The sequence below is a fragment of the Nitrospirillum amazonense genome (assembly GCF_007828045.1).
Lineage (GTDB): Bacteria > Pseudomonadota > Alphaproteobacteria > Azospirillales > Azospirillaceae > Nitrospirillum > Nitrospirillum amazonense_C.
In genome coordinates this window covers 148,442-163,231 of the sequence record NZ_VITN01000003.1, presented here as the reverse complement: position 1 = coordinate 163,231, position 14,790 = coordinate 148,442, and the positions used below count along the sequence as shown (strand labels likewise).

Sequence of the window (14,790 nt, the reverse complement as noted above, 5' to 3'; positions counted from 1 at the left end):
GCAGCCTCTTAAGCGATGGAAGAGCACAGGGTGTACCTGCCGCCGCCCGAGGGAACAAGTGCGGAACTCAGCTTTCGCGCGCGGTGGCCCGTGTGCGCACGGCGTCGCCGAAGGTCTTGAACAAGGCGACGGAGGCCGGGTCTTCCCAGAAGCGCCATTCGGGATGCCACTGCACGGCCAGGGCGAAGGTGGCGCCCTCGACCCGCACGGCTTCGATCAGACCATCGGGCGCCGTCGCCTCCACTGCCAGGCCGGGGGCCAAGCGGTCTATGCCCTGCTGGTGCAGGGAGTTGACGGTCATGCGCTCCCGCCCGGTGATGGCGGCCATCAGACCGCCGGGGGTGAGGTCCACGGCATGGGCGCCGCCGTACTGCACCTCCAGCGGCTGGCTCTCGTCATCACGGTGGTCCATCAGGCCGGGCACGTCCTGCACCTTCTGGTGCAGGGTGCCGCCCAGGGCCACGTTCAGTTCCTGGAGGCCACGGCAGATGGCGAACAGCGGCAGGTCGGCGTCCAGCGCGGCGCGGTACAGGGGCAGGGTGGTGGCGTCACGGTCCAGGTCGTGCAGGGTGCCGGGTTCCGATAGCGGGCCTTGGTAGCGGTCGGGGTGCACGTTGCTGGGGCTGCCGGTGAACAGCAGGCCGTCCAGGCGCCCCACCACCTCCGCCGGGTCATAGCGGTCGCCCAGGGCGGGCAGCAGCACGGCCAGGGCATGCGCGCCGTCCGACACGGCGCGCACATACTTGTCGCCCACGACATGGAAGGGGTGGCGGCCCAGGGTGCGGTGGTCGGCGGAGATGCCGACGATGGGCAATCCGGTACGGGGAAGGCCAGTATGGGGAAGACTGGTCATCGCTGAACCCTCCTATGCTTCAAGGGCCGCCGGGCGCGGCGTCAGTCGCGTTCCTTGCGGCGGCTGGGATCGCGGAAATAGAACTGGTTGTCATCCAGGCTGACACCCGTCTGCGGATCCAGCAGCGCCACCTCGGTGGTGGTCCCCTGAGCGTCCAGCACCCGCCACTTCTTCAGGCCGAAGGGCTGTTCCTGGAACATCAGGGTCAGGCGGCCCAGGCCGGGATCCTTGGTCTGGACCAGCGTCACCTCCAGCACGCCGGCGCTGTCGTCCATAGAGGTGACGGTGACATCGCCGGACAGGTGCAGGTCGGGCCGCAGGATGAAGTCGGCCATGGTGCTGCCGATGGGGGCGTTCGACTGTTCCTTGGACTCGGCATCCCAGAAATAGACGAAATGGCCGTCAGCCACGATGAAGTTCTTGTTGGGCGGATCATAGTCGATCCGCATCTTGCCCGGCCGCTTCAGCTGGAAGGTGCCACGGACCAGGCTGCCGTCGGGGTTCACCTGCTGGAACTGCGACTTCAGCGTCTGGATGCCGTTCAGGTAGGTCTCCACCTGCGTCAGCTTGGCCTTGTCCTCATCGGTGAACTGGGTGGGCGGCTTGGCGGCAGCGATCCCGGGAAGGGCCAGGGGAGCGACGGAAGCGAGCGCGATGAGGGCGGCGAGGGCGGTGCGGCGGATCATGGTGCCTTCAGGATAGACCGCGCTTTAAGGCGGAATTTTGGTGGCGATAACAATGTGTTGAAAAATCGGCCAAGGAAGGGGAGGGGGCGTACGTCGTGCGTACACCCCCAGCCGCCACGTTAGTTCACACGCTCATGGTCGTCGATGTTGCGCGCCAGCACCTCGCGCTTGCCGACATGGTTGGCGCGGCTGACCACGCCCTCCTGCTCCATGCGCTCGATCAGGCGGGCGGCGCTGTTGTAGCCGATGCGCAGGTGGCGCTGGATAAAGCTGGTGCTGGCCTTGCCCTCGCGGCAGACCACGGCCACCGCCTGGTCGTAGAGATCGTCGCCCGAGCTGCCGTTGCCGCCGGCGCCACCGCCGCCCGACCCGCCGTCCTCATCGAAGGGACTGACGTCGTCTTCCTCGGTAACGGCGTCGACGTAGTTGGGCTCGCCCTGCGCCTTCAGGAACTTCACCACGTCCTCCACCTCTTGGTCGCGGACGAAGGGGCCATGGACGCGGGTGATGCGGCCACCACCGGCCATGTAGAGCATGTCGCCCTGGCCCAGCAGCTGTTCGGCACCCTGTTCACCCAGGATGGTGCGGCTGTCGATCTTGGAGGTCACCTGGAAGCTGATGCGGGTGGGGAAGTTGGCCTTGATGGTGCCGGTGATGACGTCCACCGAGGGGCGCTGCGTCGCCATGATGATGTGGATGCCGGCGGCGCGGGCCATCTGGGCCAGGCGCTGGATGGCGGCCTCGATGTCCTTGCCCGCCACCAGCATCAGGTCCGCCATCTCGTCGACGATGACGACGATGTAGGGCAGTTCGGTCAGGTCGATGGGCTGGTCCTCGAACACCGGCTTGCCGGTGTCGGGGTCGAAGCCCGTCTGGATGCGGCGGGTCAGCGTCTCGCCATTCTGGCGCGCCTCGCGCAGGCGCATGTTGTAGCCGTCGATGTTGCGGACGCCCAGCTTGGACATGGCGCGGTAGCGGTCCTCCATCTCCCGCACCGTCCACTTAAGGGCCACCACCGCCTTCTTCGGGTCGGTCACCACCGGCGCCAGCAGGTGGGGGATGCCCTCATAGATGGACAGTTCCAGCATCTTGGGATCCACCATGATGAAACGGCATTTCTCCGGCGGCAGCCGGTAGAGCAGCGACAGGATCATGGTGTTGATGGCCACCGACTTGCCCGAGCCGGTGGTGCCGGCCACCAGCAGGTGGGGCATGCGGGCGAGGTCCGCGATGACCGGCTGGCCGCCGATATCCTTGCCCAACACCAGGGCCAGCTTGTGCTGGCTGCGGTCGTAGGTCTCCGCCTCCAGCAGTTCGCGCAGGTAGACGGTTTCCCGCTTGGCGTTGGGCAGTTCCACGCCGATGACGTTGCGGCCCGGCACCACCGCCACGCGGACGGACACGGCGCTCATGGACCGGGCGATGTCGTCGGCCAGGCCGATGACGCGGGACGACTTGGTGCCCGGCGCCGGTTCCAGTTCGTAAAGCGTGACGACAGGGCCGGGATGGACCTTGCCGATCTCACCCTTCACGCCGAAATCGTCCAGCACGCCTTCCAACAGCTGCGCGTTCTGGCGCAGGCCTTCCTCGTTCACGCCGGGGCTGCGCACCGACAGGTCGGGCAGTTGCAGCAGGTCCACCGGCGGCAGTTCGTATTCGCTGGGCCCGTCGGGTTCCAGGTCCAGGCTGGACTGCACCGGCGTCGGCGCCTTGCGCGCAATCTCCACCGGCTTGGCCTTGGGCGGCACCACGGTGGCCAGGGGCCGGCGGGGGGCGGCCTCACCCTCCACCGCCAATTCGCCGTCGCGCGGCGGTTCGCGGTCGGCGGGGCGATCCAGCGGGGGGATGGACAGGCTGGGTTCGCGGCGCGTGCCGTCGCCGAAGCCGGGTTCCCGGCGGGGCACCGGCGCGGCCCGCTTCGGCGCCGACAGGCCCCTCAGCGTGTCGGCCAGGCCGCCCTTGAGGCCACCGGCGATGCCGCTGAGCCCGCCGAGGCCACCCTCCAGCGCGGAGCCGGCGGCGGCGCGCAGCCGCCCGGCCAGGCCGCCGGCGGGGGCGGCCGTTTCCTCCGCATACTCCTCATACGCCTCGTCCTCCGGCTCATAGGCCGGTTCGGGCCCGCGGCGGACGGAAGCGGGCTTGGGCTTAAGCGCGGGTCGCCACTGGCCGGCGCGGCGCAGGAAGCCGTAGGTGGCGCCCACGGCGGCGAAAGCCTGGTAAAAGGGCACGCCCAGAGCCACGACGATCAGCGCCACGGTGGCGAAGGCCATGACCAGGCCCAACACCACCGGGCTGCTCCACCCCAGGTGGCTGGCGATGAAACGGTCGACCAGCGTGACGATGACGCGGCCGGCGTTGCCGCCGGCGCCGCCGCCGAAGGGGGCGGAGATGCCGCCCAGCGAGACGCCCGCCAGGGTGATGGCGAACAGGCCGGCGGCGACGCGCCCCGCCCAGAAGCTGGGCGGGTCGTGGCGCAGGATGCGCACGCCCCAGCCGGCGATGATGACCGCCAGCAGATAGGCGGCCAAGCCGAAGGATTGTACCAGCACGTCGGCGGTATAGGAGCCGAAGGCCCCCGCCACGTTGTGCACAGTGGTGTGGGGGCCGGCCGTGTTCCAGGAGGGGTCGTTGGGGTCGTAACTGAAAAGGATGGCGGCCAGCGCCAGGGCCAGCAGCACCACGCACAGGCCGCCCACCTCGGTGGCGCGGCGCATCAGGAACTGCGAGGCACCCTCGGGCAAAAGGCTGCCCCGCCGGCGCTTGCCGGGGCCGGTGGGCGCGGGGCCGGCCCCGGAACCTGAGGACAGGGGATCGCGGTTGCCCCGGGAACCGGGGGTTGTGGCAAAGCGGGTCGTCATGGGCCGTCGCTCGTTCCTGAAAACTTACGGGCGTGGGTTAAATGTCGAAATCGGTGCCGTTGCCCCTTCGGGCGCAGGCTGGTTCCAGGGAGTAAACACGGTATCAGGCAACTTTATGTCAGGCCGAAAACCGGGTGTGCCCGGTGCTGGTCATCCCAACACCGGTCATTCCAACACCCGGGCGATCGTCTCACAGGCGCGGGCCACCGTTTCGGTGTCGTGCACCAGGGCCACACGGATGTAGGGGTGGCCGGCGTTGCTGCCGTCCGGTTCCGATCGCGTGAAGTACGCGCCGGGCAGCACGCGCAGACCCGCCTCCCCCCACAGCCGGCGGGTGGCGGCCTCGCCGTCGCCCACCTCCAGCCAAAGAAAGAAGCCGCCGGCCGGGCGGTAGAAGCCATAACGGCCCTTCAGCGCCGCCTCGGCCGCGTCGATCTTCTGACGGTAGAGGCGCCGGTTCTCCTCCACGTGCGCGTCATCGCCCCATAGCGCGACGGCGGCGGCCAGCGCGGGCAGGGCGTTGCCGGCCAGGGCATAGCTGCGCAGGCGGGTGAAGGCCTGGATCAGCGCGGGGTCGCCAGCGATGAAGCCGGACCGCAGGCCGGCGGCGCTGGACCGTTTGGACAGGGAATTGAACACCAGCAGGTTGGCCGTGCCCCGGCCGGCCCCGTCGTTTTCCAGGGCCAGTGCCGCCTCGAACCCGCCGGGGGGCGGGGCCTTGTCCCAGATCTCGGCATAGCATTCGTCCAGCGCCAGGACGAAGCCGTAGGCGCGGGCCAGGGTGATGGCCTTCTTCAGGTAGGCCAGGTCCGCCACCGCCCCTTGCGGGTTGCTGGGCGTGCACAGGTACATCAGGGCCGTGCGGGCCAGCAGGTCGGGCGCCAAGGCATCCAGGTCGGGCAGGAAGCCGGTCTCACGGGTGGCCGGCATGAACACCGGCTCCGCCCCCGCCAGGGCGGCGGCCCCCTCGTACACGGCGTAGAAGGGGTTGGGGATCAGCACCGCCGGCTGGCGGCCGTCTTTCCGCTGCGGCGTGGCCAGCAGCGCCACCTGGAACAGCGCCTCACGCGTGCCGGTGGCGGGCAGGATGCCCTTGTCCACGTCCACGAAGCCGGCGGGTAGGCCATAACGGCGGCAGAGCCAGCCGTGCACGGCGGCGCGGAAGGGGGCCGTACCGGCGGTGGGCGGATATTTGCCCCAGTCGGCCAGGGGGGCCGCGGCCAGCGTCCGCGCCAGCAGGGCGGGCGGTTCGTGCTGCGGCTCGCCGATGGACAGCATCAGCGGGGTGGTGTTGCTGCGCGGCGTCACGTCCGCCAGCAGCGCGGCCAGCCGGGTGAAGGGATAGTCCGACAGCCCGCCCAGGCGACCGTTCAGGGACGGCCCCACGGTCGGGCCCCCAACAACCGGGTGCGTCGTGACGGAAAGCCGGGGGTCGGCCGCCAGTTCCATGGGAAAAATCGTGTCCGGGCATATCGGGAAGATGGCCCGATATTAGCCGCCGGACCCCGCCCCCACAAGGCCCACAGCGTTTCGGCACCCCCAGCCCCGGTCCGGAAAGCGCCTTAGAATCCGTGGATTTGCCGCTAAATGCTTAGAAACTCGATGAAAAGCGGACCAGGGCGTCACGGCATATTCATAAGGCGGGCTGGCCCCGCTCGCCGGTGCGGATGCGCACCGCGTCGGCGATGGTCATGACGAAGATCTTGCCGTCGCCAATGCGGCCCGTGTTGGCCGTGGCCTGTATCGCCTCCACCACGCTTTCCATTTGGTCGTCGGGCACCGCCACCTCGATCTTCACCTTGGGCAGGAAGTTCATGGCGTATTCCGCACCCCGGTAAATCTCCGTCCGGCCCTGCTGCCGGCCACAGCCCCGCACCTCGCTGACCGTCACGCCCAGATGCCCCATATCCGCCAAGGCCTCACGCACTTCATCCAGCTTGAACGGTTTCAACACCGCCACCACGAGCTTCATCGGCAGTCCTCGAAGGTCGGGGCTCCGGAAAACCCCGTATAAGGATAGGCGGCGCCGGTCGGCGGGCCCTGTTGGGCGCCCGGTTCTTCAAGAAGCGTGCCGTATTCACAAGATTGTCGCGCCTAACCCGAAAGGGGGATCAGGCGGACGGCGGCGGGGCGGTAATCCGCCGGGCCATCGCCGCTTTTTGGCGCACAGCCTGCCGAAGGATGATGCCAAAGACGGTTCACCGCCCACAAAGTGGGGGCAATTGCATAAATTATAGGCAATACAGGCCTGGTTAACGGGCATGAGCGTGGCACTGGACAAGCGCCGGTGGGCTCGCGATGCTGCGCCTCTGGTCCTCCATTCCCGCCCCTACCCCTCTGTCCCGAGGCATCGCCGATGTCCACCGAAGCGCCCGCGCCCACCGCCGATACCGATCTGATCGCTGACGTCGCCATCGTGGGCGGCGGCCTGGCCGGCCTGTCGCTGGCGGCGGCGTTGGGCACGGCCGGGGTGCGCACCCTGTGCATCGACCGCGACAGCCCGGCCCACCAGCTGGGCGCCACCTTCGATGGCCGCACCACCGCCATTTCCCACGGCAGCAAGAAGATCCTGGAGGGGGCGGGGGTGTGGGCCCACCTGAACGGCGACGCCGGACCCATCCTGGACATCCGCGTCACCGACCAGAACCGGCCGACCTTTCTGCATTACGACCACCGCGAAGTGGGCGACCAGCCCTTCGGCTACATCGTCGAGAACATCGTGCTGCGCCGGGCGCAGTTCGCCCGCCTGGCGGAGCTGCCGTCCGTCACCCACCTGGCACCGGTGGAGGTGACAGCCCTGGATCGTGGTGACGCCAAGGAGGGCGCCGCCATGGCCACCATCACCCTGGCCGACGGCCGCCGCGTGCGCGCCCGCCTGGTGGTGGGTGCCGACGGACGGGGCAGCCTGTGCCGCAAGGACGCCGGCATTGAGCTGGTCGGCGGCAGCTATGACCAGACGGCCATCGCCGTGACGGTGGAGCATGAATTCCCCCACCACGGCGTGGCGGTGGAAATGTTCCTGCCCAGCGGGCCGTTCGCCATGCTGCCCCTGACGGGCAACCGCACCTCCATCGTCTGGTCGGACAAGAGTGCCGCGGTGCCCCACTACATGGGCCTGGACGAGGCGGCCTTCACCGCCGAGCTGCAGGCCCGCATCGGCGACTGGCTGGGGGCGGTGCGGCCCATCGGCGGGCGTTACAGCTTCCCCCTGTCGTGGCAGCACGCCCAGCGCTATATCGACCGCCGCCTGGCGCTGATCAGCGAGACCATCCATGCCATGCATCCCATCGCTGGGCAGGGACTGAACATGGGCCTGCGCGACCTGGCGGCCCTGGCGGAGGTGATCGTCGACGCCTGGCGCCTGGGCCTGGACGTGGGCGGCGCGGCGACGCTGGAGCGCTACCAGCGCTGGCGCCGCTTCGACAATGTCAGCCTGCTGGGCGTGACCGATGGCCTGACCCGCCTGTTCTCCAACGACATCGCCCCGTTGAAGGTGGCCCGCGGCCTGGGCCTGGCGGCCGTCAACTCCGCCCCCCTGATGCCGCTGAAGAAGCTGTTCATGCGCCACGCCATGGGCATCGTCGGCGAGCTGCCGCGCCTGGTACGGGGGGAGCCGCTGTAAACCCGTGACGCCGTTGGATTTGTTGCCATCGGCGGACACATTGGACGAGAATGCCCCGCCGCCAGGGCGGCGGGCCCCAGCGGCCCTGCATCAAGAACAGGGCCTGAGGCATGGGGACAGGAATGGAAGCGAAGACCGACCGCCGCACCGGGCGCCGGGTTCTGGCATGGCTGGGCGGGATCGCCGGCGTGGTGGTGGTCGGGATCGCGGGGCTGGGCGGCTGGGTGGCATGGAGCCTGAACGCCAGCCTGCCCCAGTTGGAGGGAACCGCCGCCATCCCCGGCCTGAGCGGCCCGGTGACGGTGGAGCGGGATGAGAACGGCGTGCCCACCCTGACGGGGCCCGACCGCGTCAGCCTGATGTACGGCCTGGGCTTCCTGCACGCCCAGGAACGCTATTTCCAGATGGACCTGACCCGCCGCGGCGCCGCCGGCGAATTGTCGGGCCTGTTCGGCCCGCTGGCCGCCAAGTTCGACACGCCGCGCCGCCTGCACCGGTTCCGCGACCGCGCCCATGCCGCCGTGGAACGCGCCAGCCCCGAGCAGCATGCCATGCTGGCGGCCTACACCGCCGGCGTGAACGCCGGGCTGGACGGCCTTAAGGTCGCGCCCTTCGAGTACGCGCTGCTGCGCCAGCACCCCCAGCCTTGGAGCCTGGAGGACACGCTGCTGGTGGTGGACGCCATGTATTTCGACCTGCAGTCCTCCGACGGATGGGATGAGCGCCGCCTGGAGCTGGCCATGGACCAGCTGGGTCCCCTGATGGCCAACTTCCTGTACCCGAAGGGAACGGAACTGGACGCGCCGCTGGACGGCAGCACCCTGCCCGAGCCGCCCATGCCGGCCAGCTACACCCCCGCCATCAAGATGGGCCAGGCGGTGCCGCGGCAGGACGGGGCCCCCGACAATGAGGCCCCCGACAGCGAGTCGATGATCCGCGGCAGCAACAACTGGGCGGTCAGCGGCGCCCTGACCGGCACCGGCGCCGCCATGGTGGCCAACGACATGCACCTGGGCCTGCGCACGCCCAACACCTGGTACCGCGCGCGGCTGGTGGTGAAGCCCGCCGGGTCGGACACGCCCACCCTGGACCTGGTCGGCGTCACCCTGCCGGGCAATCCGTTGCTGGTGGTGGGCAGCAACAGGCATGTGGCCTGGGGTTACACCGACGCCTATGTCGACACCGGCGACGTGGTCATCCTGGAACCGGTGGATGGCGATCCCGACCGCTATAAGACGCCGGACGGCCCCAAGACCCTGGAAAAGAACCGGCAGGTGCTGTGCCCCGCGCCGACCTGCCCCAGTATCACCATCGAGGACAGCGACTGGGGCCCAGTGATCGGCACCGACGCGCAGGGGCGCAAGCTGGCCTATCGCTGGGTGGCGCACGACGTGGGGGCGGAGGTGATGACCGCGGGCGCCGCCCTGGAGCAGGCGGGCTCGGTGGAGGAGGCGGTGGCCATCGCCCATCGCCTGCCCATCCCCAACGAGAATATGATGGTGGTCGATACCAAGGGCAACCTGGCCTGGACCGTGGTGGGACTGGTGCCCCGCCGCTTCGGCCACGACGGCACCCTGCCGACCAGCTGGGCCGACGGCAAGGCCGGCTGGAACGGTTATCTGTCCCCGGCGGAGGTGCCGGTCATCGCCAATCCCCAGTATGGCCGCCTGTGGACCGCCAACACCCGGGTGGTGGGCGGCGACGCCCTGGCCAAGCTGGGTTTCGGCGACTACGCCCTGGGCAGCCGCGCCGGCCAGATTCGCGACGATCTGCTGGCCAAGGATACCTTCACTGAAAAGGACCTGCTGGCCATCCAGCTGGACGACCGCGCGCCCATGCTGGATTTCTGGCAGCGCCTGATGCTGCAGGCCTTGGGCGAACGGGCCAGCGACCAGGCGCTGGCCAACCTGGTGGCGCCGGTGGAAAGCTGGGGCGGCCGCGCCGCCATCCCCTCCGTCGGCTATCGCCTGGTGCGCACCTTCCGTAGCGCCCTGGTCGATCGGCTGTACCAGGCCTACACCGCCCCGCTGGCGGGACCGGCCGGCGATCACGCCAACGACCTGGTCAGCCACCAGGCCGAAGGGCCGGCGCGCCGCCTGCTGACCGCCCGGCCCGCCGGACTGGTGCCCCCGGGTTACAAGAGCTGGGACGCCCTGATCGACGCCGCGCTGAAGGACGTGCGCGAGCGCATCGCGCAGAACGGCGGCGACATCGCCCATTTCACCTGGGGCGACCGCAACCGCCTCGCCATCCGCCATCCCATCTCGAACATCCAGCCGCTGCTCAGCCCCTATCTCGACCCGCCGGGGGAGCCGGTGGCCGGCGACCTGTACCAGCCGCGCGTGACCGCCCCCAGCTTCGGCGCCTCCGAACGCCTGGTGGTCTCGCCGGGGCATGAGGACACGGGCCTGTTCCACATGCCCACGGGCCAGAGCGGCCACCCCCTGTCCCCCTATTACAACAAGGGGCATGAGGACTGGGTGCAGGGCCGCCCGACGCCGCTGCTGCCGGGGGCGGCCCGCTGGCGCATGACGCTGGAGCCCGCCAAGGGGGTGCCGACGCCCTGATGCGGAATGCATGATGGCATCGCCATCAATGCCATCATGCATTCGGCAATTTCTGCCTGCTTTTAGCAAGGATGCCGGCAAAATTCATCAGGGCCGGACATCATCAAATTTGCCGCTGATGCAGTAGTGCATTGATTCCATTGTGATCAACGCGTGGCCCGCCCCGTGCTTGGGAAACCCCGACTTCATTTGCGGGGTGCCTGGATCATGGATGGTGGCGTTGTTTCCGGCCTGAACTCGACCGACCCCGTGTCCAGCAGCCTTGGGCTGGAGACGGAGGCGCACACCGGCTCCTTCGCCCGGGCCTATCAGGAGGCGCACGCCGCCGCCGGCATCCAACGCCTGGCGGTGACGCCGGTGCTGGAGATGATGGACATGGCAGGCGACCCGGACGCGCTGGACGCCTATCTGGCCCGCGCCCATGCCGACCTGCCCCTCAGCAGCGACAACATCGACCGGCTGAAGGGCAACATGCACCTGGTCTTCCTGTTCCGTGACTTCCGCCGCCCCCTGGCCCGCGCCATGGAGCGGATGAAGGACACCGGTGCCGGCCCCTTCGCGGCACTGCCCACGTGGATGAGCGCGCATCATCGTTTCGGCCTGCTGCGCACCGCCGGCTGCCTGGGCCTGAACAAGGAACTGGACGACTGGATCGCCGATCTGGAGGCGCGTGGCGCGCCCGAGGCGCCCATCGCCTGCCCCTTCGGCCGCATGGCCCGCGCCGCGCGTCGCTTCTTCGCCGGGTCCGCCCTATACCGCCGCGCCGACCATTCGGTGCTGAGCATCGCCAAGACCGGCAGCAACACCGCCCTGCACGTGTGCTGGAGCCTGGTGGAGGCCGCCTACTATCTGGGCGTGGACCTGCCGCCAGCGGAATGGCGCGCCATGCTGTGGCGCTCACGCAAGGAAATCGCCACGCTGGCCTCGGGCAGCCTGGGCATGATCGTCACCTTCCTGGAGGCGGCCCACCTGCATCCCCATGGCGACTCCGCCGTGAACCCCACCACGCACGAGGGCTCGCCCTTCCGCCTGGTGGGGGAAGGGGCGGACCGGCGCCTGGACCTGCGGCTGGACGGCATCACCCCCATGAGCACCGGCCATGACCGGCTGTTCACCGGCTGCCCGGCCTTCCATGTCGGCGGCATGATCGACACCTATCTCAGCTGGGTGCTGGACATCGCCCTGCACCACGGCCTGAACCGCCAGCCGGTGGCCGCTCCGATCCTGGGCGGCATGCTGGGCGCCACGGTCGCTTCGCCGGTCCCGCTTGGCGCCGGCCGCGCCATGGCGCAGCAGGTGGCGGCGGGCCCGGCGCGCGACCCCTGACCTTGATTGGCGGGTCCTGACGGGGTAAGGCCTGGGGCGAGCGCGGCGCGCGCCCAGAAGGACCCCATCGCCATGAAGCCAGAAGACATCCAGGCCCGCGTGCTGTACCGCGACGCGCTGATGCTGATCATCGACAAACCGGCCGGCCTGCCCGTGCACGCCGGCCCCGGGGGCGGCGACAACCTGGAACGTCATTTCGACGCCCTGCGCTTCGGCCTGCCGCGCGCCCCCACCCTGGCCCATCGCCTGGACCGCGACACCAGCGGCTGCCTGATCCTGGGCCGGCATCCCAAGGCCTTGCGCAAACTGGGCAAGCTGTTCCAGGAAGGCCGCGTGTCCAAGACCTATTGGGCGGTGGTGGCGGGATCACCGCCGGCGGAGGAGGGCCATATCGAGGCCAGCCTGTTCAAGCGCACCAACAAGAACGGCTGGAAGATGGAGGTGGTGCCCGACGGCACGCCGGACAGCCAGGCCAGCGTCACCGATTATCGGGTGCGCGGCCGGGCGGAGACGCCGGACGGCCCCATCACCTGGGTGGAGCTGTATCCCCGCACCGGCCGCACCCACCAGATCCGGGTGCATATGGCGCATGTGGGCTGCCCCCTGCTGGGTGACCCGGCCTATGGCGGGCCCGCAGGGCCCCTGCATTTGCATTCCCGCGGCATCACACTGCCGCTCTACCCCAGCCGCGACCCGGTGGGCGCCGAGGCCCCCGTGCCCGCCCACTTGCGCGCGGCGCTGAAGCGCTGCGGCTGGACGGGGGAGTGACGCCTTACAGCCACAGTGGATCGATGGGAAAGCGGGTGCGGACGACCTTGCCTTCGGGCTGGGCCAGCATCCAGGTGCGCCAGGCCTGAAAGTAGGCACCGGCGTAGTGGGCGTCCAGGGCCGCCTGGTCCTCGAACACTTCCCACAAATAGTAGACGCCGGGTTCGTCCTTGGCCGCCGCGAAGTCGAAGCGGCGGCAGCCCGGCTCCAGCCGCGTCTGCTCGACGTTGACCCGCTGCAGGGCCAACGCCTGCTCCCGCAGCTCGGGCGCCACTTCCAGGCGGATCAGTTGGGCGATCATGGGTGGGGTCCTTTGAGCGCGGGTCAGAAGACGGGCTTGGTCACCATCAGCCAGATGATGCCCAGCATGGCGAAAAAGGCGGGGAAGCCGAAGGCGAACCAGAGGCAGAACAGGCGGAAATAGGCGGACGGCAGGGGCTGGCCCGCGCGCGTAGCCACCCGCGCCAGGTCGCGCAGGCGGATCTGCATCCACACCACCGGCAGCCAAAAGGCGCCGGTGACGCCGTACAGGATCAGGCTAAGGCCGATCCAGCCGCTGAACACGGGGAAGCCCGCCAGATGGGCCAAGGTGCCGCCGGTCAGCGGCTGCGCCACCACGGCGGACGCCGTGAAGATCGTGTCGGCCACCACCACGATCTGGGCGGTATGGGCAATCAGGGCCGCGTCCCGGGTGCGATGGGCCATCAGCATGAAGAAGGCGATGCCGGCGCCGGTGCCGAACAGCACGGCGGCGCCGATGATGTGGGCCACCTTCACCAGGGTGTAGAGATCCATCAGCGTTCGTCCAGCAGGGCCAGGGCGGCCAGCGCCAGCATCGCCGCCGGCAGGGTCTTGAGGAAGGGGCCCATGGGGTCCAGCCACAGGTCCGGCCGCCACAGCGTACCGCCGGCCATGTACGCGCCCGAGACGAGGACCATGCCCTGCAAGGCCGCCTTGGCCCGCCGCCGGAAAACAACACCCACGCCCAAGGCCAGGTCGATGACCGAGCCCAGCAGCACGAATAGGGTGGCCAGCACCGGCGCCATGCCCGCCGCCGTCAGCACGGCGGTGGCCTGCGGCACCCGTAGGAAACCGATAAGGCCGGACAGACTCCAAAAGACCGACAGCATTGCCAGCAGCGCCGGCTTCAAGAAATAGCTTTTGGCGAACCAGCGTTCCTGCACGCCCGCCGGATAGGCCGACAGCATGTCCGCCAGCGGCAGGGGTTTGATACCCAGCTCCCGCTGCATGGCCTGACCGTCGCCGGCGATGCCACCGCGCAACTGGTCCAGGGTGGCGGTGCGCAGGGGGCTGCGCCACCCCGCCCAGGCCAGGGCGTCGGCACCCTTGGCCGCCAGCCGGGCGATGCCGGCGGGCAGGCGCCACAAGGGCACGGGCGGCAGGCCCAGCCAGCGCCGCAGGGTGAGCACCAGGTCAGCCGGGCTCACGGCCTCCTCATGCACCAGATCGATGGCGCGCCGGGGCGGCGTGTCGGGCAGCACGGCCTTGGCCACCGCCCGGGCCACATCGGTCACGGCCACCACCTGCACGGGGGCGTCGGCATGGACCACGGGCAGCACGACAGGGAAGGCGGCCAGGCCGCGCAGCAGGGCGCTGCCGCCATAGGCAGCCGGCGCCAGAACGAGGCCGGGTCGCAGGATGATCCAGTCCAGGCCGCTGGCGCGCAGCAGCGTCTCGGTCGCCAGCTTGGTGTCGTTGAAGCGGTCGCCCTGGGCGCCCAGGCCACGATCGGCGGCGACCCCCGCAGCGGAAATGTGGACCAGGCGCCGTACGCCCGCCTGTACGCATGCCGCCGCCAGGCGGGCGACCCCGTCACGGTGCACCGCCGCCAGATCGTCGCGCGGGCCGTCCTGCAGCGCGCCGGCGCAATTCACCACCGCCTGGACATCCGCCAGCAGGGGACGCCAGTCCTCCACCGTCACCTTTGCCAAATCGACACGCGCCCAGCGCACCTGAGGCAGCGATCGCGCCGCCGCCGCGACATCACGGCCGACACCGGTGACGGCGTGCCCCTCGGCCAGCAACCGCGCCACGACGTAACCGCCGATCAGACCATAGGCCCCAATGACCAGGACGCGCATGCCCCATC

12 protein-coding genes are annotated in these 14,790 nt (G+C 69.6%); 4 read left to right on the top strand and 8 right to left on the bottom strand.

All coding sequences use genetic code 11. From position 1 onward, the window contains the following. Window positions 1-67: 67 nt before the first annotated feature. The 5 genes from FBZ89_RS06045 to FBZ89_RS06025 form a co-directional block, all read right to left on the bottom strand. Entirely contained in the window at window positions 68-853 is a 786-nt protein-coding gene (locus tag FBZ89_RS06045; protein ID WP_145749123.1) for a gamma-glutamyl-gamma-aminobutyrate hydrolase family protein, read from the bottom strand. Between the two features lie 41 nt (window positions 854-894). After that, window positions 895-1,539, bottom strand: a complete 645-nt coding sequence (locus FBZ89_RS06040; protein ID WP_040844077.1) for a LolA family protein — start codon at window positions 1,537-1,539, stop codon at window positions 895-897. A gap of 119 nt (window positions 1,540-1,658) precedes the next feature. After that, on the bottom strand, window positions 1,659-4,397 hold the full coding sequence (locus FBZ89_RS06035; RefSeq protein WP_145749122.1) for a DNA translocase FtsK: 2,739 nt from the start codon (window positions 4,395-4,397) through the stop codon (window positions 1,659-1,661). A gap of 165 nt (window positions 4,398-4,562) precedes the next feature. After that, window positions 4,563-5,846: an aminotransferase class I/II-fold pyridoxal phosphate-dependent enzyme gene (locus FBZ89_RS06030; RefSeq protein WP_145749121.1), complete on the bottom strand. Its 1,284-nt coding sequence runs from the start codon at window positions 5,844-5,846 to the stop codon at window positions 4,563-4,565. Window positions 5,847-6,030: 184 nt separating this feature from the next. Beyond that, window positions 6,031-6,369, bottom strand: a complete 339-nt coding sequence (locus FBZ89_RS06025; RefSeq protein ID WP_004272636.1) for a P-II family nitrogen regulator — start codon at window positions 6,367-6,369, stop codon at window positions 6,031-6,033. A gap of 384 nt (window positions 6,370-6,753) precedes the next feature. Here FBZ89_RS06025 and FBZ89_RS06020 point away from each other — a divergent pair, with 384 nt between their 5' ends. The 4 genes from FBZ89_RS06020 (at window position 6,754) to FBZ89_RS06005 (ending at window position 12,680) form a co-directional block, all read left to right on the top strand. After that, window positions 6,754-8,019, top strand: a complete 1,266-nt coding sequence (locus FBZ89_RS06020) for a UbiH/UbiF/VisC/COQ6 family ubiquinone biosynthesis hydroxylase (RefSeq protein WP_145749120.1) — start codon at window positions 6,754-6,756, stop codon at window positions 8,017-8,019. Between the two features lie 122 nt (window positions 8,020-8,141). Further along, window positions 8,142-10,586 carry a penicillin acylase family protein gene (locus FBZ89_RS06015; protein WP_186457218.1) on the top strand — a complete coding sequence of 815 codons (2,445 nt, stop codon included), beginning with the start codon at window positions 8,142-8,144 and terminating at the stop codon, window positions 10,584-10,586. Between the two features lie 207 nt (window positions 10,587-10,793). Then, on the top strand, window positions 10,794-11,912 hold the full coding sequence (locus FBZ89_RS06010; protein WP_145749118.1) for a hypothetical protein: 1,119 nt from the start codon (window positions 10,794-10,796) through the stop codon (window positions 11,910-11,912). A gap of 72 nt (window positions 11,913-11,984) precedes the next feature. Continuing rightward, window positions 11,985-12,680 (top strand): RluA family pseudouridine synthase, encoded by a 696-nt coding sequence (locus FBZ89_RS06005; RefSeq protein WP_145749117.1) that lies wholly within the window; start codon window positions 11,985-11,987, stop codon window positions 12,678-12,680. Window positions 12,681-12,684: 4 nt separating this feature from the next. On the opposite strand, the gene FBZ89_RS06000 is transcribed toward FBZ89_RS06005, so the two are convergent. The 3 genes from FBZ89_RS06000 to FBZ89_RS05990 are packed head-to-tail and all read right to left on the bottom strand — an operon-like array spanning window position 12,685 to window position 14,782. Continuing rightward, complete coding sequence (locus FBZ89_RS06000; RefSeq protein WP_145749116.1) at window positions 12,685-12,981, bottom strand: putative quinol monooxygenase; 297 nt, start codon at window positions 12,979-12,981, stop codon at window positions 12,685-12,687. Between the two features lie 23 nt (window positions 12,982-13,004). After that, the gene (locus tag FBZ89_RS05995; RefSeq protein WP_145749115.1) at window positions 13,005-13,475 is read right to left on the bottom strand and encodes a DUF2269 family protein; all 471 of its coding nucleotides are present in this window, start codon (window positions 13,473-13,475) and stop codon (window positions 13,005-13,007) included. After that, window positions 13,475-14,782 (bottom strand): SDR family oxidoreductase, encoded by a 1,308-nt coding sequence (locus tag FBZ89_RS05990; RefSeq protein ID WP_145749114.1) that lies wholly within the window; start codon window positions 14,780-14,782, stop codon window positions 13,475-13,477. Before FBZ89_RS05990 ends, FBZ89_RS05995 begins: the two co-directional genes overlap by 1 nt. Window positions 14,783-14,790 lie beyond the last annotated feature (8 nt).

Bases quoted from the DNA above. Each gene is read 5' to 3' on its own strand.
- FBZ89_RS06030 (WP_145749121.1), bottom strand. From the start codon at position 5,846: ATGGAACTGGCGGCCGACCCCCGGCTTTCCGTCACGACGCACCCGGTT.
- FBZ89_RS06005 (WP_145749117.1), top strand. From the start codon at position 11,985: ATGAAGCCAGAAGACATCCAGGCCCGCGTGCTGTACCGCGACGCGCTG.
- FBZ89_RS06015 (WP_186457218.1), top strand. From the start codon at position 8,142: ATGGAAGCGAAGACCGACCGCCGCACCGGGCGCCGGGTTCTGGCATGG.
- FBZ89_RS06040 (WP_040844077.1), bottom strand. From the start codon at position 1,539: ATGATCCGCCGCACCGCCCTCGCCGCCCTCATCGCGCTCGCTTCCGTC.
- FBZ89_RS06035 (WP_145749122.1), bottom strand. From the start codon at position 4,397: ATGACGACCCGCTTTGCCACAACCCCCGGTTCCCGGGGCAACCGCGAT.
- FBZ89_RS05990 (WP_145749114.1), bottom strand. From the start codon at position 14,782: ATGCGCGTCCTGGTCATTGGGGCCTATGGTCTGATCGGCGGTTACGTC.
- FBZ89_RS06000 (WP_145749116.1), bottom strand. From the start codon at position 12,981: ATGATCGCCCAACTGATCCGCCTGGAAGTGGCGCCCGAGCTGCGGGAG.
- FBZ89_RS06020 (WP_145749120.1), top strand. From the start codon at position 6,754: ATGTCCACCGAAGCGCCCGCGCCCACCGCCGATACCGATCTGATCGCT.
- FBZ89_RS06045 (WP_145749123.1), bottom strand. From the start codon at position 853: ATGACCAGTCTTCCCCATACTGGCCTTCCCCGTACCGGATTGCCCATC.
- FBZ89_RS06010 (WP_145749118.1), top strand. From the start codon at position 10,794: ATGGATGGTGGCGTTGTTTCCGGCCTGAACTCGACCGACCCCGTGTCC.
- FBZ89_RS06025 (WP_004272636.1), bottom strand. From the start codon at position 6,369: ATGAAGCTCGTGGTGGCGGTGTTGAAACCGTTCAAGCTGGATGAAGTG.
- FBZ89_RS05995 (WP_145749115.1), bottom strand. From the start codon at position 13,475: ATGGATCTCTACACCCTGGTGAAGGTGGCCCACATCATCGGCGCCGCC.